The organism is Rhizobium sp. 05N430 (assembly GCF_056396985.1).
In genome coordinates this window covers 420,677-440,005 of sequence record NZ_JBFTMO010000002.1, presented here as the reverse complement: position 1 = coordinate 440,005, position 19,329 = coordinate 420,677, and the positions used below count along the sequence as shown (strand labels likewise).

Here is a 19,329-nt window from a genome sequence, read left to right as displayed (position 1 = left end):
GACCGCTGCGGCACAAAAGCGGCCGCAGCGGCTATGGTTTTTCAGCGATCAGCCTTTGATGAAGGCCAGCAGATCGGCATTCAGGATGTCGGCATGGGTTGTCAGCATGCCATGCGGAAAGCCCTTGTAGACTTTCAGGGTGCCGTTCTTCAGAAGCTTGATCGATTCATACGCGGATGCGCCGATCGGCACGATCTGGTCGTCGTCGCCATGCAGCACCAAAGTCGGCACCGAAATGTTTTTCAGGTCTTCGGTCTGGTCCGTTTCCGAGAAGGCCTTGATACCTTCGTAATGCGCCTTGGCGCTGCCCATCATGCCCTGACGCCACCAGTTGCGGATCACGCCATCCGAAACCGTCGCGCCCGGACGGTTGTACCCGTAGAACGGGCCAGCCGGAACGTCGAGGAAGAACTGGGCGCGGTTGTCGGCAAGCGCCTTGCGCAAACCGTCAAACGCATCGATCGGCAGGCCGCCCGGATTGGCGTCCGTTTTCAGCATCAGCGGCGGGACGGCGCTGACAAGCACCGCCTTGGCGACGCGGCCCTGCGGCTCGCCGAACTTGGCGACATAGCGCGCGACCTGTCCGCCTCCGGTGGAATGGCCGATATGAACGGAATTCTTCAGATCGAGATGTTCGACCACGGCGGACGCGTCGGCCGCGTAGTGGTCCATGTCGTGACCTTCGCTCACCTGCGCGGAGCGGCCGTGGCCGCGCCGGTCATGGGCGATGACGCGATAGCCGTGATGAAGGAAGAACAGCATCTGGTTGTCCCAGTCATCGGCCGAAAGCGGCCAGCCGTGATGGAACACGATCGGCTGGGCATCCTTCGGACCCCAGTCCTTGTAGAAAATCTGCACGCCGTCTTTGGTCGTGACGAAATGATTGGTCATGATCGGTCGTCCTCTGTCGTTCGGGGTTGATTGTCGAAAGGGCAAGCGAAATGGAGTTATGGCAGCTGAAAATGTCGCGCAAACGAATGTCCCTACCCGCGCGCGGCGCCATCATCCCGGATGACTGCGAAGACATCAAGGTTGGATTTCGCGAACGGCAGCGAGGCTGGCCGGGCAGCTCTCTGGGCGGGTCAATCGAGACGGGATGCGGCCTGGCGGTCAGTTCGCGCTTTTGAAATCGAGACCGATATCGAGGATCGGCGCGCTATGCGTTATCCAGCCGACGGAGATCAGATCGACGCCGGATGCAGCGATGTCAGGCGCGGTCGTAGGCGTAATGCGCCCCGAGGCTTCGGTGATCGCCCGGCCGGCAACGATATCGACGGCCTGGCGCAGCATGACCGGGTGCATGTTGTCGAGAAGCACGGCATCCACGCCCTCGTCCATCACCTCCCGGAGCTGATCGAGCGTATCCACCTCGATCTCGATCTTGACCATGTGCCCGGCAGCAGATTTGGCTCGGCGCAACGCCTCGCGGATGCTGCCTGCGATGGCAATATGGTTGTCCTTGATCAGCACGGCATCATAGAGCGCGAAGCGATGGTTCATGCCGCCGCCTGCCCTCACCGCATATTTTTCCAGCGCCCGAAGCCCCGGAGTCGTCTTGCGCGTGCAGGCAACCGACGCCTTCGTTCCGGAGATCGCCTCAGCAATCGAAGCGGTTACCGTGGCGATCCCCGAGAGATGCGAGAGAAAATTCAGCGCCGTGCGCTCGCCGGTCAAAAGTCCCCGCGACGGGCCTGATATCGTTGCGATCACGTCACCGGACTTGACCGCCATGCCGTCCTGCAGGTGCCGCTCCATGACGATCGCGGGATCGACGAGCTGAAAGGAAAGCTCGGCCGCATCCAGACCGGCAATGATACCCGGCTGCCGCGCAGCCATGACGACCGTGGAGCGGTGGTCCGCGGGAATGACGGCAGCCGAGGTGATATCACCGGCAAGACCGAGATCTTCGGCAAGGGCTGCCCGGACAAGAGGCTCGATCACAAGGCGCGACAGGGGAACAAGGCTCATATCAGGCACTCCTTGCAAAATCTTGAGAGGCGGCGGCGCGGGCAATCTCCAGCACCTCGGCAAGCGTCATCATCCGCCTGCGTGCAACGCCCTGACGCAGCGGGAAATCGGTCCGCGCATGCGCCCCGCGTGATTCCTGGCGCAGGCTGGCAAAGACGGAAATGGAAAGCGCCACGATCGCGGGATCGGAGGCCGGACCTTCGCTTTCTGCCAGCGGCAAGAGCGCAGAGATCGCACCATGGATGGCGCCAGCATTGCGCAGCACGCCGAGATGGCGAGAGACGATCGGCCGGACGAAGCTTGTTTCGGGGCCCGGCGGCAAGGCGGGAACCGCCCCGAGGCTCGCCTTGATTGCCGATGAAGCCATATCGCGGGCGGCACGCATGCCCATCACCGCCGCTTCGAGCAGCGAGTTGCTTGCCAGCCGGTTGGCGCCGTGAAGGCCTGTCGATGCAGCCTCGCCCACCCAAAGTCCGGGCACGCTGGTGCGGCCGCCGCGATCAGTGGCAATGCCGCCCATATGATAGTGAACTGCCGGACGAACCGGGATCGGCGCGCTGCCCGGATCGATACCTGCTTCGTGGCAAAGGGCGGCGATCGCGGGAAAGCGCGCGCCGAACCGCGTTCCGAGCGCTCGGCGGGCATCGAGGAACACGCGTCCGCCGCGGGCGATCTCGGCGCTGATGGCGCGGGCGACGACATCGCGCGGCGCCAGCTCGGCACCCGGCACGCTGGCCATGAACCGCTCACCGCGCTCGTTGACAAGCTCGGCCCCCTCGCCGCGCACAGCTTCGCTGACGAGCGCCAGCGGGCGGCGGCGGCTGTCGAGCGCCGTCGGATGGAACTGCACGAATTCCATATCGGCAAGAACCGCCCCGGCGCGCGCCGCAAGCGCAACGCCCTGGCCAAAGTTTCCGGTCGGATTGGTGGTCGCCTCGTAAAGCCCGCCGATCCCGCCGGTCGACAGCAGGACGCGCGACGAGGACAGGACAATGCCGCCAGCCGGTCCCGCACAAAGGAGGCCGCAGACGACTCCGTCTTCTGTGAGAACCCGGCGCGCTTCGGCGCCTTCGATCACCGTGATTGCCGGATCGGCGCGGACGGCAGCCGTGAGTGCGCGGATGATCGCCGCTCCCGATCCGTCGCCACCGGCATGGACGATGCGGCGGCGGGAATGGGCAGCCTCCAGGCCAAGGGAAAGCGCACCATCGCCGTTCCTGTCGAAGACGACGCCAAGGCGTTGCAGAACCCGGATGACCTCGGATGCGTCGCCGAGAATGTCCGCAGCGGCCTCGGCGTCACACAGACCGTCACCGGCAGCCAGCGTATCGGCAAGATGCAGGCTCGGGCTGTCATCGGCGCCGACGCTGGCGGCAATGCCGCCCTGCGCCCAGGCGCTCGATGTTTCGGCCCCCAGCATACTGCGGGTGACGAGAACGGAGGGCTCCGGCGACAGCGTTAAGGCGGCGATCAGCCCGGCAAGACCGCTGCCGACGATCACGGGACGGCCAGAGAGATGGTCGAGGATCTCGATCATATCGCCAGCATCCTCTCCACCGCCCGCCGCGCCGCGACGGCAACGCCGGCATCCACGATCACCTCATGGCGGTTTTCTTCCAGCGCGGTGCGGATATTGGAGAGCGTGATCCGCTTCATATGCGGGCAGAGATTGCAGGGGCGGATGAATTCGACATCGGGATGATGCACCGCGACGTTGTCGCTCATCGAGCATTCTGTTAGCAGAACCACGCGCGTCGGCTTCTTTGCGCTGACGTAGTCGGACATCACCGCCGTCGATCCGGCAAAATCCGCTTCCGCCACCACATCGGGCGGGCATTCGGGATGCGCAAGGACGGTGACGCCAGGATGATTTTCGCGCAACTGCCTGACGTCATCGGCCGAAAACAGCTCGTGCACTTCGCAATGCCCGTGCCAGGCGATGATCTCGACATTGGTTTCCCGGGCGACGTTGCGCGCCAGGTATTCGTCGGGGATCATCAGCACCCGGGGGACGCCAAGCGACTCCACCACCTGCTTGGCGTTGCCCGACGTGCAGCAGATATCGGACGCCGCCTTCACCGCGGCTGAGGTGTTCACATAGGTGATGACGGGGACGCCAGGATGGGCCTGACGCAGCAGGGCGATGTCTTCAGGCGAGATCGAATCCGCCAGCGAGCAGCCTGCCGCCATGTCGGGGATGAGCACAGTTTTTGCCGGATTGAGCAGCTTCGCCGTCTCCGCCATGAAATGCACCCCGGCCAGAACGATGACGTCGGCATCCACATCGATGGCCTTGCGCGCCAGCGCCAGACTGTCGCCGACGATATCGGCAACGCCGTGAAAGATCTCCGGCGTCTGGTAGTTATGCGCCAGGATGACGGCATTGCGCTTGCGCTTGAGTTCGAGGATGGCCTCGACATCGTCTTCGAACGACATCCATTCGGCTTTGGGAATGACGCGACTGACGCGATCATAGAGGGACGCGGCTGATACGGGACGGTTCATGGCGGTCTCCTTTATGCTCAAATTGAGCATTAACGGAGCAAATAGATATTCTCATACTGAGCATATGTCAATTGCGGGAGAGAGGCAGTTTCGTTCCGGAGAGAGCGCGTTCTTCGACGACGGTCGGACGGAAGCGGAAGAGCTTGGCCGGACGTCCACCGGTTTCGCTGGTCATTTCGCCGGTTTCCTCGACCAGTTCCTGCTGTTCGATCAACCGGCGGAAATTCTGTTTGTGAAGACCTAGCCCGGCCAGCGCCTCGACGGTGCGCTGCAGCTGAAGCAGCGTGAAGCTTTCGGGCATCAGCTCGAAGACGACAGGACGGTATTTGATCTTGGCGCGCAACCGGGCAATGCCGGTCGCCAGAATCCGCCGGTGATCAGCAAACATCGGGCGCCCGAAATTCACCCCTTCGACACCGGCCTCGGCCAGCAAGCCGGCTTCGTAGAGCAGCTCGTAGCGCTGCAGCGTCAGATCCTCGTTCCAGCCGCCGCCATCGAGCCCGAAGGTGAAGTCGGCCCGCTTGTGGCGCTGATCGCGTCTGATCGGATCGGCATCGGCCCACAGCCGCAGCTTCTGCATCACCTCGGCCAGCACCTCCGGCCGCCCCTGGCGATGGTCCTCCCAGGGAAGATATTCGTACCATCCATGCCAGGCCGGACGTCCCCCACCCGGCGCGTCCTGTTCGCGCACCAGGCCGAGATAGCTGATCGATATCGTCCGACCGCCAAGGATCTCGTTGTTCCGGTCACGATCCGCAAATGTATAAAGCTGCTCCAGATAGCCGATCGGGTGGCCGGTTTGCTCTTGGATCCATTCGCGCAGGCCGCTTTGGAGCGTCCGGTGTCCGAGCTCGAAAGGGCCGGACGGCAACGCCTCGCCGGCGCGCACGGTCATGACGCGCGGCTCGTCCTTTGTCACAGCCGTCACCACGGCCATGAGTTCGGCATGAGCGAGCCCGATCGTCACGTTGATTCCCCTGGATTATCAGCCACCGTCAGCCCTTGTGGCACAGCCGCGCCGCTTCGCCAACCGCAAGCTGCGCAACGCTGGAGACGGCAACGCATTTGCGCTATGAGGCGGACTGTCCAACGCACCAGATCCGGCAGCCAGCATGTTCGTCCTGAAAGACCAGATCGCCACCGAGCAGGTGGTCAAGAAGAGCCGGTTTCGCGCTGTCGCCATTCCTGTCGATAGCGAAGCCGCCGTCAAGGCTGCACTCACCGAACATTCCGATCCCTCGGCAAACCACAATTGCTACGCCTGGCGGATCGGCAACGTCTATCGCTTCAGCGACGACGGCGAGCCCTCGGGCACCGCCGGAAAGCCGATCTTCCAGGTGATGGAAGGGCGCCAGCTCGACAGGACGCTCGTCATCGTCACCCGCTGGTTCGGCGGCGTGCTGCTTGGCGCCGGCGGTCTGGTGCGCGCCTATGGCGGCACGGCCGCAGCCTGCCTCAGAGAAGCGGCGTTGGAAGAGACAATTCCTGCCGTCACCGGCACCGTGCACCTGAATTTCCAGGAATTGGAGATGGTTCGCTCGAAACTGACGTCGCAGGTCATGGCGCGGATTACAGGCGAGCAGTTCGATCACGAGGGATGCCTGCTGCTACTCGAAATCCCAGAAATACACGCCGCCGAAGCCATCCTGCTGGTCACCAATCTGACCCGCGGCCGCGCAGTCCTGAAGCTCGACGACGGCGGCCAGGCTTAGCTTGCGCGGCAGCAGCCGTCACAGGTTTCTGGCGATCACCATCTTCTGCACGTCGCTGGTCCCCTCGTAGATCTGGCAGATGCGGACATCGCGATAGATCCGCTCGACCGGATAGTCGGACATATAGCCATAGCCACCATGGATCTGCAGCGCCGCGGAGCAGACGCTCTCAGCCATCTCGGATGCAAAGAGCTTGGCCATCGACGCTTCGGAGAGACAGGGCTCGCCGGCTTCCTTGAGCGCTGCGGCATGCAGCACCAGCTGACGCGCCGCTTCGATCTTGGTCGCCATTTCCGCCAGCCGGAAGGCAATGGCCTGATGCTCGGCGATCGGCTTGCCAAAGGTGATGCGTTCGCGGGCATAGGCCTGTGCCGCTTCGAGCGCCGCGCGCGCCATGCCGACGGCCTGGGCGGCAATGCCGATCCGTCCGCCTTCGAGATTGGCAAGCGCGATCCGGTATCCCTCGCCTTCCTCACCCAGTCGCTGGTCCGCTGGTACCCGCATGCCGGTAAAGGCGATCTGGCAGGTATCGGAGGCATGCAGCCCGAGCTTTTCCTCGACGCGCACCACTTCGTATCCCGGCGTATCCGTCGGCACGATGAAGGCAGTGATGCCCTTCTTTCCCGCCGAAGGATCGGTGACCGCGAAGACGATGATCAGATTGCCATTCTTGCCTGAGGTGATGAACTGCTTGGTGCCGTCGAGAACATAGAAGTCTCCATCGCGCACCGCCTTTGTTCTCAGGTTTGCGGCATCGGTGCCCGCCTGTGGCTCGGTCAGCGCGAATCCGCCGATCCATTCGCCCGATGCGAGCGTCGGCAGGAAGGCACGCTTCTGCGCATCGCTGCCAAACCGCAGGATCGGGACGCAGCCGACTGAACTGTGCACGCTTGTGATCGTCGAACAGGCGCCATCGGCGGCAGCGATTTCCTCGATCGCCAGCGCATAGGCCACCGCACCGGTATCCGAACCGCCATAGTCCTCGGAAACCAGCATGCCGAGCAGACCGAGCTCGCCCATCTCGCGCAGTTCATCACGAGGGAAAAGATGCTCCTTGTCGCGGCGGGCAGCGCCCGGCGCCAGCCGCTCCTGCGCGAAGGCACGCGCCATGTCGCGGATCTGGATCTGTGTCTCGTTGAGCAGCATGGGCTTCTCCCTCAGATCCGCTCGAAAGCCATGGCTGTCGCCTCGCCACCGCCGAGACAGAGAGAGGCCATGCCGCGCTTCAGATCGTGGCGCTGCATCGCTGCCAACAGCGTGACGATGATGCGCGCGCCGGAGGCGCCGATCGGATGACCGAGCGCGCAGGCGCCGCCATGGATATTGATCTTTTCAGCCGGCAATTCGAGATCGTGCATGGCCGCCATCGGCACGACGGCGAAGGCTTCGTTGATCTCGAAGAGATCGACGCTGGAGAGCGCCCAGCCGGTCCGCTCCGAAAGCTGTTGCAGCGCGCCGACAGGTGCGGTGGTAAACAGGCGCGGTGCCTGCGAATGCGTTGCGTGCCCCGCAATCACGGCAATCGGCGAAAGCCCGCGCCGTTCGGCTTCCGAGCGGCGCATCAGCAGCAATGCGGCGGCGCCATCCGAGATCGAGGCCGAGCTTGCCGCGGTCACCGTTCCGTCGTCGCGAAAAGCGGGCTTCAGAGAGGGAATACGCGCCGGATCGGCCTTGCCCGGTTGTTCGTCGCGATGGACGTCGCGGCTCACCTTTCCTGACTTCACCTCCACCGTCACCGTCTCGGCATCGAAGAGCCCGCCATCGACGGCCCGCTTCGCCTTGTCGAGCGAGGAAACGGCGTAGGCGTCCTGCGCCGCGCGGGTGAATTGATAGGCCTCGGCACATTCCTCGGCAAAGGTGCCCATCGACCGGCCCTTGTCGTAGGCGTCCTCGAGCCCATCGAGAAACATGTGGTCGAGGATCGTGCCGTGCCCCATGCGATAGCCGCTTCTGGCGCGCTTCAGCAGATAGGGAGCATTGGTCATGCTCTCCATGCCGCCCGCGATGACGACGCTCTGGCTCCCGGAGACAATCTCATCGTGGCCGATCATCGCCGCCTTCATGCCCGAGCCGCAGACCTTGTTGACAGTCACCGCGCCACAGGCATAGGGCAGACCGGCGCCAAGTGCGGCCTGACGCGCCGGCGCCTGCCCCTGCCCGGCAGGTAGCACACAGCCCATCAGCGCCTCGCCGATATCGTCTGGCTGTACGCCGCCGCGCGCGATCGCGGCACGGATGGCCGCCGAGCCAAGCTCGCTTGCACTGACATCCTTGAAGTCGCCCTGAAAGGCACCCATCGGCGTGCGCGCCATGCTGACGACGACGACCGGATCATCGGATTTCATGAGAAGGGCTCCTCCCTGCCTGAACTCATGCATCACGCGCCGCCCGCCGGGCGGCGCTTCGTTCAACATATCGCTCTTCGAAACAAATGCCATTGCATCGTGCAGAGATGTCGCAAAAGAGCCAGCGGGTTCGCGTCTCGAATAGACAAGCCCCTTGGCGGATCGCTACATCTTATTGTCGTGGATCGACTGTAGTGCCGTTTCGGCCTGTACTAGATTCGGCGCACCAAGATTCAAGGGTTCAAGTGATGGCGGAATTTCCAAGCAAGGCTAAAGTCGTAATCATCGGTCTCGGCGGCATCGTCGGCGCCTCTATCGCTCATCACCTGATCGAGCGCGGCTGGGACGACATTGTCGGCATCGACAAATCGGGGATCCCGACCGATATCGGATCGACGGCGCACGCCTCCGACTTCTGTTACACCACCAGCCACGACTATCTCAGCGTCTGGACGACGCAGTATTCGATCGATTTCTACGAGAAGATGGGCCACTACGCCCGTATCGGCGGTCTGGAAGTTGCCCGCACTGGCGACGACACCTGGATGGAAGAGATCAAGCGCAAGCTGAGCTCCGCCAAGGCCTTCGGCACCAACGCCCGCTACGTCTCGCCCTCCGAGATCAAGGAAATGTTCCCGCTGATCGAGGAAGATCAGGTTCAGGGCGGCATGTTCGACCCCGATGCCGGCCTCGTCATCCCGCGCTCGCAGACGGTTGCCGGCAAGCTGGTCGATGCGGCCGAAAAGTCCGGCAAGCTGAAGATGTTCGGCAATACGCCGGCGAAGTCGCTGATCGTTGAAGGCGGCCGCATCAAGGGCGTTGTCACCCATCGCGGCACCATCATGGCCGATCACGTCATCGTCTGCGCCGGCCTCTGGGGCCGCCTGATCGCAGAAATGGTCGGCGAAGACCTGCCGGTGATGCCGGTCGATCACCCGCTGACCTTTTTCGGCCCCTATAACGAATTCGAAGGCACCGGCAAGGAAATCGGCTTCCCGCTGCTGCGCGACCAGGGCAACTCCGCCTATATGCGCGACACCGGCGACCCGGCGACCACCGAAGGCGGCCAGATCGAGTGGGGCTATTACGAGACCACCAATCCGCGCATGTGCCATCCGCGCGACCTGCTCGAAAAGCACGAAGCACGCCTCTCGCCCTCGCAGCGCGACCTGGAAATGGAACAGATCATCGAGCCGCTCGAGCGCGCCATGGAACTGACGCCGATCCTGGGCGAACTCGGCTACAACGAAGGCCACTCCTTCAACGGTCTGCTACAGGTTTCGGCCGGCGGCGGCGCCTCCTGCGGCGAGAGCCAGAAGGTTCGCGGTCTTTGGTATTGCGTCGCCATCTGGGTCAAGGACGGCCCGGGCTACGGCAAGCTGATCGCCGACTGGATGACCGACGGCCGCACCGAGATCGACCACAACTCGATCGATTACGCGCGCTTCTATCCGCATCAACTGACGGAAGAGTTCATCGAGGGACGCTGCTACGAAGCCGCCCAGAAGATCTACTTCCCGGCCGTTCATACCCGCGAACCCTATGCATCCGGCCGCAACGCCAAGCGCTCACCCTTCTACGAGCGCGAAAAGGAACTCGGCGGCTACTTCATGGAGCTCGGCGGCTGGGAGCGCGCCCATGGCTACGCCGCCAACGAACACCTCCTGGAAAAATACGCCGACCGCGTGCCGGTTCGCGAAAACGAATGGGACAACCGCCACTTCTGGCGCGTCTCGAATGCCGAGCATCTGGCGATGAGCGAGGATTGCGGCATCGTCAATCTCAGCCATTTTCACATGGTCGACATCGAAGGGCCTGATCATGTCGAGCTCCTCGAATGGCTCTGCGCCGCCAAGATCGGTGGCGACGCCAATATCGGCAAGGGCATCTACACCCACTTCCTCGACGACGAGGGCATGGTTCGCGCCGACTTCACCGTCATCCGCATGGCCGACCGCTGCCGTCTGATCAACGGCGCCGATGCCGGCCCGCGCGACTTCCACTACATGAAGCGCGTTGCGCAGGACCGCGGCCTCGATGTCACCATCACCGACGTCGCGGAGAAGTACATCACCGTCGGCATCTGGGGCCCGAATGCCCGCGAGACGCTGAAGAAGGTGGTTGCCGATCCCTCGGGCCTCGATGCCGAAAACTTCGCCTTCGCCGCCATCAAGCCGATCGAAATCGCCGGCAAGACGGTGACCGCATTCCGCATCTCCTATGTCGGCGAACAGGGCTGGGAACTGCACATGAAATACGAGGACGGCCTCGCCGTCTGGGATGCCCTGCGCTCGACGGGCGTCATGGCCTTCGGCGTCGAAACCTATGCAAACTCACGCCGCATGGAAAAGAGCCTGCGCCTGCAGAATGCCGACCTTCTGACCCAGTACAACCTGATCGAAAGCGATCTGGCGCGTCCGAAGGTCAAGGAAGCCGATTTCCGCGGCAAGGCCAAGCACCTGGAATACAAGGCCCGCGAACACCAGCCGGCGATGCTCTGCACCCTTGTCATGACCGAAAATACCGACAAGTCGGGCGTCAAGCGCTATCCGGTCGGTTCCATGCCGGTCATGGATCCGGAAACCGGTGCCGTGCTGATCGACGAACTCGGCCGCCGCTCCTACACGACCTCGGTCGCCTTCGGCCCGACGATCGGCAAGAACATTGCGCTCGCCTACCTGCCCTGGGAATATTGCCAGGTCGGGCGCAAGCTGAATGTCGAATATTTCGCCGAAACCTATCCGGTCGAAGTGGCTGGCGTCGGCTACAAGCCGCTCTACGACGCCGAAAATCTGAAGCCGCGCAGCTAACAACGGCGCATTTTCAGGCAGACATCCGAACCCGCCGTGTCTCATGACGCGGCGGGTTTTGCGTTTCGGCATCGGCCCGTTCAGCCGATTGCCGTATCCGTAGAGGCGCAGTAATGTATACAGGAATCCGCAACCAGCAGGCCCTCATGTCTTCCAATTCCGATCGCGTCGAAACCGCCACTCTTGCGCTGCGCCGTGCCATCGTCGAACAGGCGCTGAAAGCCGGTACCAAGCTGCCGGAAGATGAGATCGGCAGGCACTTTTCGATGAGCCGGACGCTGGTTCGTGCGGTGCTGGCGAAGCTGCAGACGCAGGGGCTTGTCGATACCTATCACAAGCGCACCGCGACCGTTGCCCAGCCCAGCCTTGAAGAGGCTCGCGATGTGTTTGCCGTGCGCCGGGCGCTCGAGCGCGAGGCGATGAAGGCGGTCATCAAGCGCTGGTCTCCGGCCATCGAGAAAGCGCTCAGAAGCCATGTGAGCGAGGAGGAAGAGGCGCATGCCAAGGGCGACGCCCGCCTTTCCACCCGGCTTGCTGGCGAATTTCACCTGAAGCTCGCCACGCTTTCCGGCAACGCTCTTCTCGAACGCTACCTGTTCGAACTCGTCTCGCGCTGTTCGCTGATCCTGGCGATGTACAGCCGCCCGCATTCCAGCGAATGCGCCATCAGCGAACATTCCGCCCTGATCGCCGCGCTGAAGACCGGCGATGCGACGGCCGCCGAACGCCTGATGGACGAGCATCTGATCTCGGTCGAGACCCGGGCGCTGATTGCGGACGAGAGCGACGACCGCCCGGATCTCGGCAGCATTCTCGCGCGCTACAGCGGCGATACCAGCCCTTAGGCCACTGCCTATTTTGCAGTCATGTATACATGATTTTGCCTTTTCTGTAGACATGCTGTAGAGGCTGCATCCAGGACCTAATGCAGGCCACGCCCTGCGAAGCCGCGTCATTCGCATGCTCGCTGCATCTGGCACTCGGCTTGCAAGGAATGATGCGGCGCTCAAGATTCAAGGAAGAACGCGATGGCTGATATCGAAACCGTCTTTACCAACGCCCGGCTGCCGGACGGTTCGCTGAAGAACATTGGCGTCGCCGCCGGCAGGATCGTTTCACTGGAGCCTGCCGGAAAGGCGGCCGGACCGGTGGAGGCTGTCGATCTCGAAGGCGCCCTCGTCGTGCCCGGCTTTGTCGAAGGCCATATCCATCTCGATACCAGCTTCTATGGCGATGCCTGGATCCCGCACAAGCCCTGCACCAATGGCTTCGATGTCCACCAGCGTGTCGCCTTTCAGGCCGAAAACATGGCGCAGGCCGCGCCGATGGCGGAGCGGGCGCGCAACCAGCTCGATCTCTGCATCGCCAATGGCGCGACGGCGATGCGCAGCCATGTCATGGTCGATGGCTCGGTCGGCCTGAGGTCGCTGGAGACCATTCTGAAGGTTCGCGAGGAGTACCGCGATCTGATCGATATCCAGCTCGTCGCCTTCCCGCAGAGCGGCATCCTGAAAAGCCCTGGGACCCCCGAGCTGCTCGATGCCGCGATCGGCCTCGGCGCCGACCTGATCGGAGGCCTCGATCCGGCAAGCTTCGACCGCGACGTCACCGCCCACCTCGCCGTCGTCTTCGGCATTGCCGAGAAACGCGGCGTTGATATCGATATCCATCTGCATGACGCCGGCACGCTCGGACTTTTCACAATCGAGGAAATCTGCGCCCGCACGAGGGCGCTCGGCATGGGCGGCCACGTGACTGTCAGCCACGCTTATGGGCTCGGCGACCTGCAGCAGGACGCCGCGAACAAGGCTGCCGATCTGATTGCCGCAAGCGGCGTCTCGATCATGACCAATGCGCCGGGCAATCACAATTTTCCGCCGGTCGCGCTGCTGCGCAAGGCTGGCGTGACGGTTTTCAGCGGCAGCGACAACATCCGCGACAGCTGGTGGCCCTATGGCGATGGCGACATGCTGCGCCGTGCCGAGATCATCGGTTACCGGTCCGGCTTCTACACCGACGACGAACTCGCCGCGGCCTTCGACGTCGTCACCGCAGCGGGTGCCAAGGCGCTCCGCCTTGAAGGCTACGGGCTTGAGATCGGCGCCAAAGCAGATTTCGTGACGTTGGACACGCCACACATACCGCAAGCCGTCGTTAGCGTGCCGAAGAACCGCAAGGTGTTCAAGGCGGGCCGGCTGGTGGCCCAGGGCGGGGCGGTGATCCGCTGATGTCAGCCGCCGGACGCCGCCAGAGCCAGAGCTTCAACGCCACATCGCAGACGGCGATGGTGACGGCACCGCACTGGCTTGCGGCGGAGGCGGGAGAAAAGGTTCTGAAGCGCGGCGGCAACGCGATCGAGGCGATCATCGCCGCAGGCGCTGCGCTGTCCGTCGTCTATCCGCATTTCTGCGGCCTTGGCGGCGATGCGATCTGGATGATCGCCGACGCCTCGGGCAAGGCCACGACCTTTCTTGGCATCGGGCAGGCGGCCGAACATCTGCCGGCGCTGACCGATATGCCGCTCCGCGGTCCGTTGTCGGCGCTGACCAGCGCCTGCCTGGTCGACAGCTGGGGACACCTGCTCGCTCATTCGAATGCGGCATGGGGCGGGCACGAAACGCTTGCCGCGCTTCTGGACGATGCCATCGCGCTCGCCGAGAACGGCTTTCCGGTCAGCGCTTCACAGCGCTTCTGGCACCAATTCCGCAAGGGCGAACTGGCGTCGTGGCCCGGATTTTCGGCGCTCTTTGCTGATGACGGCATCCAGCGCCAACCGGCCCTGGCGGCAACGCTGCGCGCCATCGCAGAGAACGGTCCACGCGAGTTCTATGAAGGCGCCCTCGCCCGCCGTATCGCCTTGGGCCTCGCCGAAGCGGGGTCGCCGGTAAGAGCCAGCGATCTCGCCAGGACCCGGACGATCGCCGGGGAGCCTCTGTCTCTCCCCTACCGCGGCCTGACGCTTCTCGCCCCGCCACCGCCGACGCAAGGTGTCACGACGCTCGGCATCATGGGCGTGCTTGGCGAGTTCGCGATGGCCGGCTTCGATTATCGGGAGGCCGGTTTCTATCATCATCTCGTCGAGGCGGTGAAACAGGCCTTCCTCGACCGGCCAGCGATTGCCGATCCGCTCTTCGCCGCCATCGACACGCAACGGCTGCTGGCGCCCGGGCGGCTGTCGGCAAAAGCCCGGACGATCAACCCCGGCCATGCGATGCCATGGCCGCACCCATACAAGCATGGCGACACGGCGTTCCTGGCTGCCGTCGATGCCGAAGGGCGCAGCGTTTCGATGCTGCAGAGTATCTATTTCGATTGGGGAAGCGGCGTGGTTGCCGGTGACACCGGGATTCTCTGGCAGAACCGCGGTGCGGCTTTCAGCCTCGATCCGGCAAGCCCGAACCATGTGAGACCCGGCAAGCGGCCATTCTATACGCTGAACCCCGGCATGGCGTTGAAAAATGGGCGCCCGCATCTGCTTTATGGCACGCAAGGCGCCGACGGCCAGCCGCAGACGTTGGCGCTGCTGCTTTCGCTGCTCATCGACCACGGGCTCGACCCGCTGGCTGCCCTGTCGCAGCCGCGCTTCCTGCTCGGGCGAACCTTCTCGGACACCAGGGACAGTCTGAAGATCGAAGCCAATGCCGGCGCTTCGGTGCTGGAAGGCTTGGGGGCGTTCGGCCATCAGGTCAGCAGCATCGATGCCTTCAGCCAGCTCGGCGGCCAGGCCGGGATCATCTGCATCGGTGATGACAAGGCGATCACCGGCGCCCACGATCCGCGCAGCGATGGCGGGGCGATCGGTCTCTGATGATGAGCACGCCGGTTTTCGATCTGCTGATCCGCGATGCGCGCCTCGAGCCTTTCGATGGGCCTGTCGATATCGGCATCGCCGGAGAGCGCATCGCGGCGATCGGTGCGAACCTCGTCTGCGAGGCCATCGAGACGACGGATGCTCAGGGCGCCTTTGCCAGCCGTGGTTTTACCGACAGCCACGTTCATCTCGACAAGGCCTGCATCCTCGATCGTTGCAGCATATGCGAGGGAACGCTGGCCGAGGCCATCAGTGAGACGGCGAAAGCCAAGGCCGATTTCACCGAGCAGGACGTCTATGCCCGCGCGGCGCGCGTCGTCGAAAAAGCGATCGTCAACGGCACAATGCGCATGCGCACCTTCGTCGAGATCGATCCGCGCGCCGGCATGCGCTCCTTCGAGGCGATCAAGCAGATCCGCCAAGACTATGCCTTCGCGATCGATATCGAGATCTGCGCCTTCGCACAGGACGGACTGACAAACGAGCCGCAGACGTTTGAAATGCTCGACGCGGCGCTCGCGGATGGAGCCAACCTCGTCGGCGGAGCGCCCTATATCGATCTCGATCCGCGGGGCCAGATCCGGATGATCTTCGATCTGGCGGAGAAGCATGGCACCGCCATCGATTTCCATCTCGATTTCGATCTTTCGCCGGAGAAGACCAATCTGCCTGCGGTCATCGAGGAGACGGTGCGCCGCCGCCATCAGGACCGCGTCTCGCTCGGCCACATGACCAGCCTCTCCGCGATGGCGCCGGACGAAGTTCAGTCGCTCGCACGTCAGTTGAAAGCGGCGGGCATCGCCGTCACGACACTGCCCTCCACTGATCTGTTCCTGAATGGCCGCGATCATGACCGGCTGGTGCCGCGCGGCGTGGCACCAGCCCATCTGCTGGCATTCGAAGGGGTGCTGACCTCGATCGCCAGCAACAATATCCTCAATCCCTTCACGCCGTATGGCGATGCATCGCTGCTGAGAATGGCCAATCTCTATGCCAATGTCGCGCAGCTTTCGCGGCGCAGCGACATGCAACTGGCCTTCGAGATGATCAGCACCTCGGCAGCGCGGATCATGGGCAGGGATGAGCAGCCGATCGAGGTCGGCTCGCCTGCCGATATCATCCTGATCGATTGCATAGACCGGGAACAGGCGATCCGCGAAAACGCCCGCGTCATCTTTGGATGCAAACGCGGGCGCAGGACTTTCGAGGCACCAAGGCCGAGCATCTTGCGGGCTTAAGCCGCCTGCGCTGCCTTCGCCGGAATTTCGACGTCGATCTCCAGCACCGAGACATGCTCGCCGCGGTCGATTTTCACCTGCAGCCGGTCGCCGTCGATTTCCACGTGCCTGGCGATCACGGCGAGGATTTCCTCCCGCAGGATCGAGACCAGGTCGGCCCCGGGCGTGATGCGCTCATGGGCGAGCAGAAGCTGCAGCCGCTCGCGGGCAACAGGCGCGGACTTTTTCTTCTGGAAGAAGTTGAACACGTTCATGCTGCCCTCCGTCCGAAAATCTTGCCGAACAGGCCGCGCTTCTCGCCAGGTACCGTAACCGGCACCACTTCGCCTGCCAGGCGGCGGGCAGCCTCGAAGTAGGCCTTGGCCGGCGCCGTGTTCTGATCGGCGAGCGTCACCGGTGCACCGATATTGGACGCGCGCAGGACGTCCATGCTCTCCGGAATGATGCCGAGCAGCGGAATCGAGAGGATTTCCAGCACGTCATCGACCTTCAGCATGTCGCCACGCTCGGCGCGCGTCACGTCGTAGCGGGTGAGCAGCAAGTGCTTTTCGATCCGCTCGCCGTTTTCGGCCTTGGCCGTTTTGGAGTCGAGCAGGCCGATGATGCGGTCGGAGTCGCGAACCGAGGAGACCTCGGGGTTGGTGACGACGACGGCGATATCGGCATGGCGCATGGCGAGCGTCGCGCCGCGTTCGATGCCGGCCGGGCTGTCGCAGATGATCCAGTCGAAATTGCGCTTCAGATCGTTGATGACCTGCTCGACGCCCTCGGCGGTCAGGCAATCCTTGTCGCGCGTCTGCGAGGCCGGCAGCAGGAACAGCGTTTCCAGCCGCTTGTCGCGGATCAGCGCCTGCGAGAGCTTGGCATCGCCCTGGATGACGTTGACCAGATCGTAGACGACCCGGCGTTCGGCACCCATGACGAGATCGAGATTGCGCAGGCCGACGTCGAAATCGACGACGACGACCTTTTCGTTGCGCTGCGCCAGAGCGGCGCCGAGTGCGGCCGTAGAGGTCGTCTTGCCAACGCCACCCTTGCCCGAGGTAACAACTATGACTTTACCCATATCCCCTCTCCTGTCCTAAACCATTCGTCCGTTAAATCAGCCGCGATGCGAGGATCGCGTCGTTTTCGAGCCAGAGCTGCGCAGGCTGGCCGCGCAGTTCGGCAGGCAGATCGTCTGCCGTCTTGTAGATGCCGTCGATCGCCAGCAATTCTGCTTCCAGCTTGCGGCAGAAAATCCGGGCCGACGAGTTGCCGACCGAACCTGCCAGCGCCCGGCCGCGAAGCGCGCCGTAGATGTGGATGGAGCCGCCGGCGATAATCTCGGCGCCCGAAGCGACCGATCCGATGATCGTCACGTCGCCTTCCGGGAAGATGATCGACTGGCCCGAGCGCACCGGCTCGTGCAGAACCATCGACGACAATGTGGCGCGCGTTACCTGAACGGGCGCAGTGGCCTGCACCTGCGTCTCAGCCTTCGGCGCCGGCTCCTTCGCCTGCGGCACGTCGGCGACATCGACATCCGGTGCCGGGCGGCCGCCGCTCATGCCCGGCGGCATGGTAGCGTCGAGCTGCGATGGCCGCGCGCCTTCGATGCCCATGATCCGGACGCCGCGTTCGCCAAGCGAAGCGATCATCGACTTCAGCTGAGCCCGGTCCGCCTGGAGGTCGGCGACATCGAGGACAACCGGCCTTCCCAGGAAAAAGCCTGCCGAACGCTTGGCCAGATCGTCGAGCCGGACCAGCCATTCATCGAAGGGCAGATCGGGCGTCAAAACGACCGCCAGGAACGAACGGCCTTTGATACGGATGGAGCGCGCGTCGGTTAACACATTAGCAATCTTGGTTAATTTTTGATTGCTTCGGTGTACCTGCTTCGTGGTTAACAAATAGTTAACGCGTGGCCCCGGCCACAACGTTCAGTTAACGGCCGGGGACATTTGCACGGCGCCGTGGCAGGGCCGCCACAGGGCTATTTTACCTCGACGGCAAGGTCCGCAACATCGGGCGCGGTCTTCACCAGACCCATCTCCTGCATGAAGGTCCCGAACCGCTGGTAGCGGCCGGTATCGAGCGCCGCAGGACGCTTGGCGAAGCGCGGCAGCGTGTCGAAGAATGCTGTGCGGTTCAGCTCGTCGTCGAGATTGGGGTAGGCCTTGACGAACAGCTGCCAGGCTTCCTTGGGGTGGTTGGTGATGAAGATCGAGGCCTGTTCGACGGCCGCGAGGAAACGTGGCAGCCGCGGATCGGCGATCGAATCGCGATGGGTGACGAAGATCAGCTCGTCATAGGGCGGCACGCCGTTTTCTTCTGGAAAGAACGCCTTGCCCTCATGTCCTTCGAGCTTCATCTGCGTCAGCTCGAAATTGCGGAAGCCGCCGACATTGGCATCGACCTTGCCTGCGATCAGCGATGGCGACAGGGCGAAATTGACGTTGACCAGCTCTACGTCTTCTTTCGTGAGACCGGCGTTTTCCAGCATCCGCTTCAGCATCGCGTCTTCAAAGCCGGTGACGGAAAAGCCGACCTTCTTGCCCTTCAGATCGGCAAGACTCTTGATCGGTCCATCGGCAAGCACGGTGACGGTGTTGAGCGGCGTCTCGACCAGCGTGCCGACCCGCACCAGCGGCAGTCCGGCTTCGTGGTCGAGGTAGAGGTTGGGCTGGTAATGGATGCCGATATCAGCCTGCTTGGCGGAAATCAGCCGCGGCACCGCCGAGGGATCGGCAGGCGGGATGAGCTCGACATCCAGCCCTTGCGCGGCAAACAGGCCCTTCTGCCCGGCGATGACCAGCGGTGCGTGGTCGGGGTTGACGAACCATTCCAGCATCACTGTCAGCTTGTGGTTGGCAAGCGACGGCGAAGCGAGCGCCACAAGGGCAAGGAAGGTGGCGGATATCAGACGCAGCATGTTTGCTCCATGAATGTGCAGTTTGA

At 63.3% G+C, this 19,329-nt stretch carries 17 protein-coding genes; 6 read left to right on the top strand and 11 right to left on the bottom strand.

Annotated features, from left to right (window positions below):
• Positions 1–48: 48 nt before the first annotated feature.
• The 5 genes from AC1DJO_RS05810 to AC1DJO_RS05790 form a co-directional block, all read right to left on the bottom strand.
• On the bottom strand, positions 49–891 hold the full coding sequence (locus tag AC1DJO_RS05810) for an alpha/beta fold hydrolase (RefSeq protein WP_112388589.1): 843 nt from the start codon (positions 889–891) through the stop codon (positions 49–51).
• A 219-nt stretch (positions 892–1,110) separates the two neighbouring features.
• Positions 1,111–1,968, bottom strand: coding sequence for a carboxylating nicotinate-nucleotide diphosphorylase (nadC, locus tag AC1DJO_RS05805; protein ID WP_112388590.1), 858 nt, complete (start codon positions 1,966–1,968; stop codon positions 1,111–1,113).
• Position 1,969: 1 nt separating this feature from the next.
• On the bottom strand, positions 1,970–3,505 hold the full coding sequence (locus tag AC1DJO_RS05800) for an L-aspartate oxidase (RefSeq protein WP_477969505.1): 1,536 nt from the start codon (positions 3,503–3,505) through the stop codon (positions 1,970–1,972).
• Positions 3,502–4,473, bottom strand: a complete 972-nt coding sequence (gene nadA, locus AC1DJO_RS05795) for a quinolinate synthase NadA (protein ID WP_112389018.1) — start codon at positions 4,471–4,473, stop codon at positions 3,502–3,504. Before nadA ends, AC1DJO_RS05800 begins: the two co-directional genes overlap by 4 nt.
• Positions 4,474–4,540: 67 nt before the next feature.
• Positions 4,541–5,440, bottom strand: coding sequence for an NUDIX hydrolase (locus tag AC1DJO_RS05790; protein WP_112388592.1), 900 nt, complete (start codon positions 5,438–5,440; stop codon positions 4,541–4,543).
• 145 nt (positions 5,441–5,585) lie between these two features.
• Between AC1DJO_RS05790 and AC1DJO_RS05785 the strand changes: the two genes are divergently transcribed.
• Entirely contained in the window at positions 5,586–6,185 is a 600-nt protein-coding gene (locus tag AC1DJO_RS05785) for an IMPACT family protein (protein WP_112388593.1), read from the top strand.
• 18 nt (positions 6,186–6,203) lie between these two features.
• Here the strand turns inward: AC1DJO_RS05785 and AC1DJO_RS05780 are convergent, their stop codons facing one another.
• Both AC1DJO_RS05780 and AC1DJO_RS05775 read right to left on the bottom strand, forming a co-directional pair.
• Entirely contained in the window at positions 6,204–7,331 is a 1,128-nt protein-coding gene (locus tag AC1DJO_RS05780; protein ID WP_112444129.1) for an acyl-CoA dehydrogenase family protein, read from the bottom strand.
• Positions 7,332–7,342: 11 nt separating this feature from the next.
• Entirely contained in the window at positions 7,343–8,530 is a 1,188-nt protein-coding gene (locus AC1DJO_RS05775; protein ID WP_112389019.1) for an acetyl-CoA C-acyltransferase, read from the bottom strand.
• A gap of 248 nt (positions 8,531–8,778) precedes the next feature.
• On the opposite strand from AC1DJO_RS05775, the gene AC1DJO_RS05770 reads away from it, so the two are divergent.
• The 5 genes from AC1DJO_RS05770 (at position 8,779) to AC1DJO_RS05750 (ending at position 16,389) form a co-directional block, all read left to right on the top strand.
• Positions 8,779–11,340, top strand: coding sequence for a GcvT family protein (locus AC1DJO_RS05770; RefSeq protein ID WP_112388595.1), 2,562 nt, complete (start codon positions 8,779–8,781; stop codon positions 11,338–11,340).
• Positions 11,341–11,486: 146 nt separating this feature from the next.
• Entirely contained in the window at positions 11,487–12,185 is a 699-nt protein-coding gene (locus tag AC1DJO_RS05765) for a GntR family transcriptional regulator (protein ID WP_112389020.1), read from the top strand.
• A 183-nt stretch (positions 12,186–12,368) separates the two neighbouring features.
• Entirely contained in the window at positions 12,369–13,568 is a 1,200-nt protein-coding gene (locus AC1DJO_RS05760; RefSeq protein ID WP_112388596.1) for an amidohydrolase family protein, read from the top strand.
• On the top strand, positions 13,568–15,148 hold the full coding sequence (locus tag AC1DJO_RS05755) for a gamma-glutamyltransferase family protein (protein WP_310290850.1): 1,581 nt from the start codon (positions 13,568–13,570) through the stop codon (positions 15,146–15,148). The genes AC1DJO_RS05760 and AC1DJO_RS05755 overlap by 1 nt, the downstream gene beginning before the upstream one ends.
• Before the next feature lie 2 nt (positions 15,149–15,150).
• Positions 15,151–16,389 (top strand): amidohydrolase family protein, encoded by a 1,239-nt coding sequence (locus AC1DJO_RS05750; protein WP_112389021.1) that lies wholly within the window; start codon positions 15,151–15,153, stop codon positions 16,387–16,389.
• Here AC1DJO_RS05750 and minE read toward each other — a convergent pair.
• The 4 genes from minE to AC1DJO_RS05730 all read right to left on the bottom strand — a co-directional run bounded on the left by minE (position 16,386) and on the right by AC1DJO_RS05730 (position 19,303).
• Positions 16,386–16,643: a cell division topological specificity factor MinE gene (minE, locus tag AC1DJO_RS05745; protein WP_112388597.1), complete on the bottom strand. Its 258-nt coding sequence runs from the start codon at positions 16,641–16,643 to the stop codon at positions 16,386–16,388. The two genes, AC1DJO_RS05750 and minE, sit on opposite strands and share 4 nt — an antisense overlap.
• On the bottom strand, positions 16,640–17,455 hold the full coding sequence (minD, locus tag AC1DJO_RS05740) for a septum site-determining protein MinD (protein ID WP_112388598.1): 816 nt from the start codon (positions 17,453–17,455) through the stop codon (positions 16,640–16,642). Before minD ends, minE begins: the two co-directional genes overlap by 4 nt.
• A gap of 31 nt (positions 17,456–17,486) precedes the next feature.
• Positions 17,487–18,233, bottom strand: coding sequence for a septum site-determining protein MinC (minC, locus tag AC1DJO_RS05735; protein ID WP_112389023.1), 747 nt, complete (start codon positions 18,231–18,233; stop codon positions 17,487–17,489).
• 131 nt (positions 18,234–18,364) lie between these two features.
• Positions 18,365–19,303 (bottom strand): ABC transporter substrate-binding protein, encoded by a 939-nt coding sequence (locus AC1DJO_RS05730; RefSeq protein ID WP_112388599.1) that lies wholly within the window; start codon positions 19,301–19,303, stop codon positions 18,365–18,367.
• Positions 19,304–19,329: the final 26 nt, after the last annotated feature.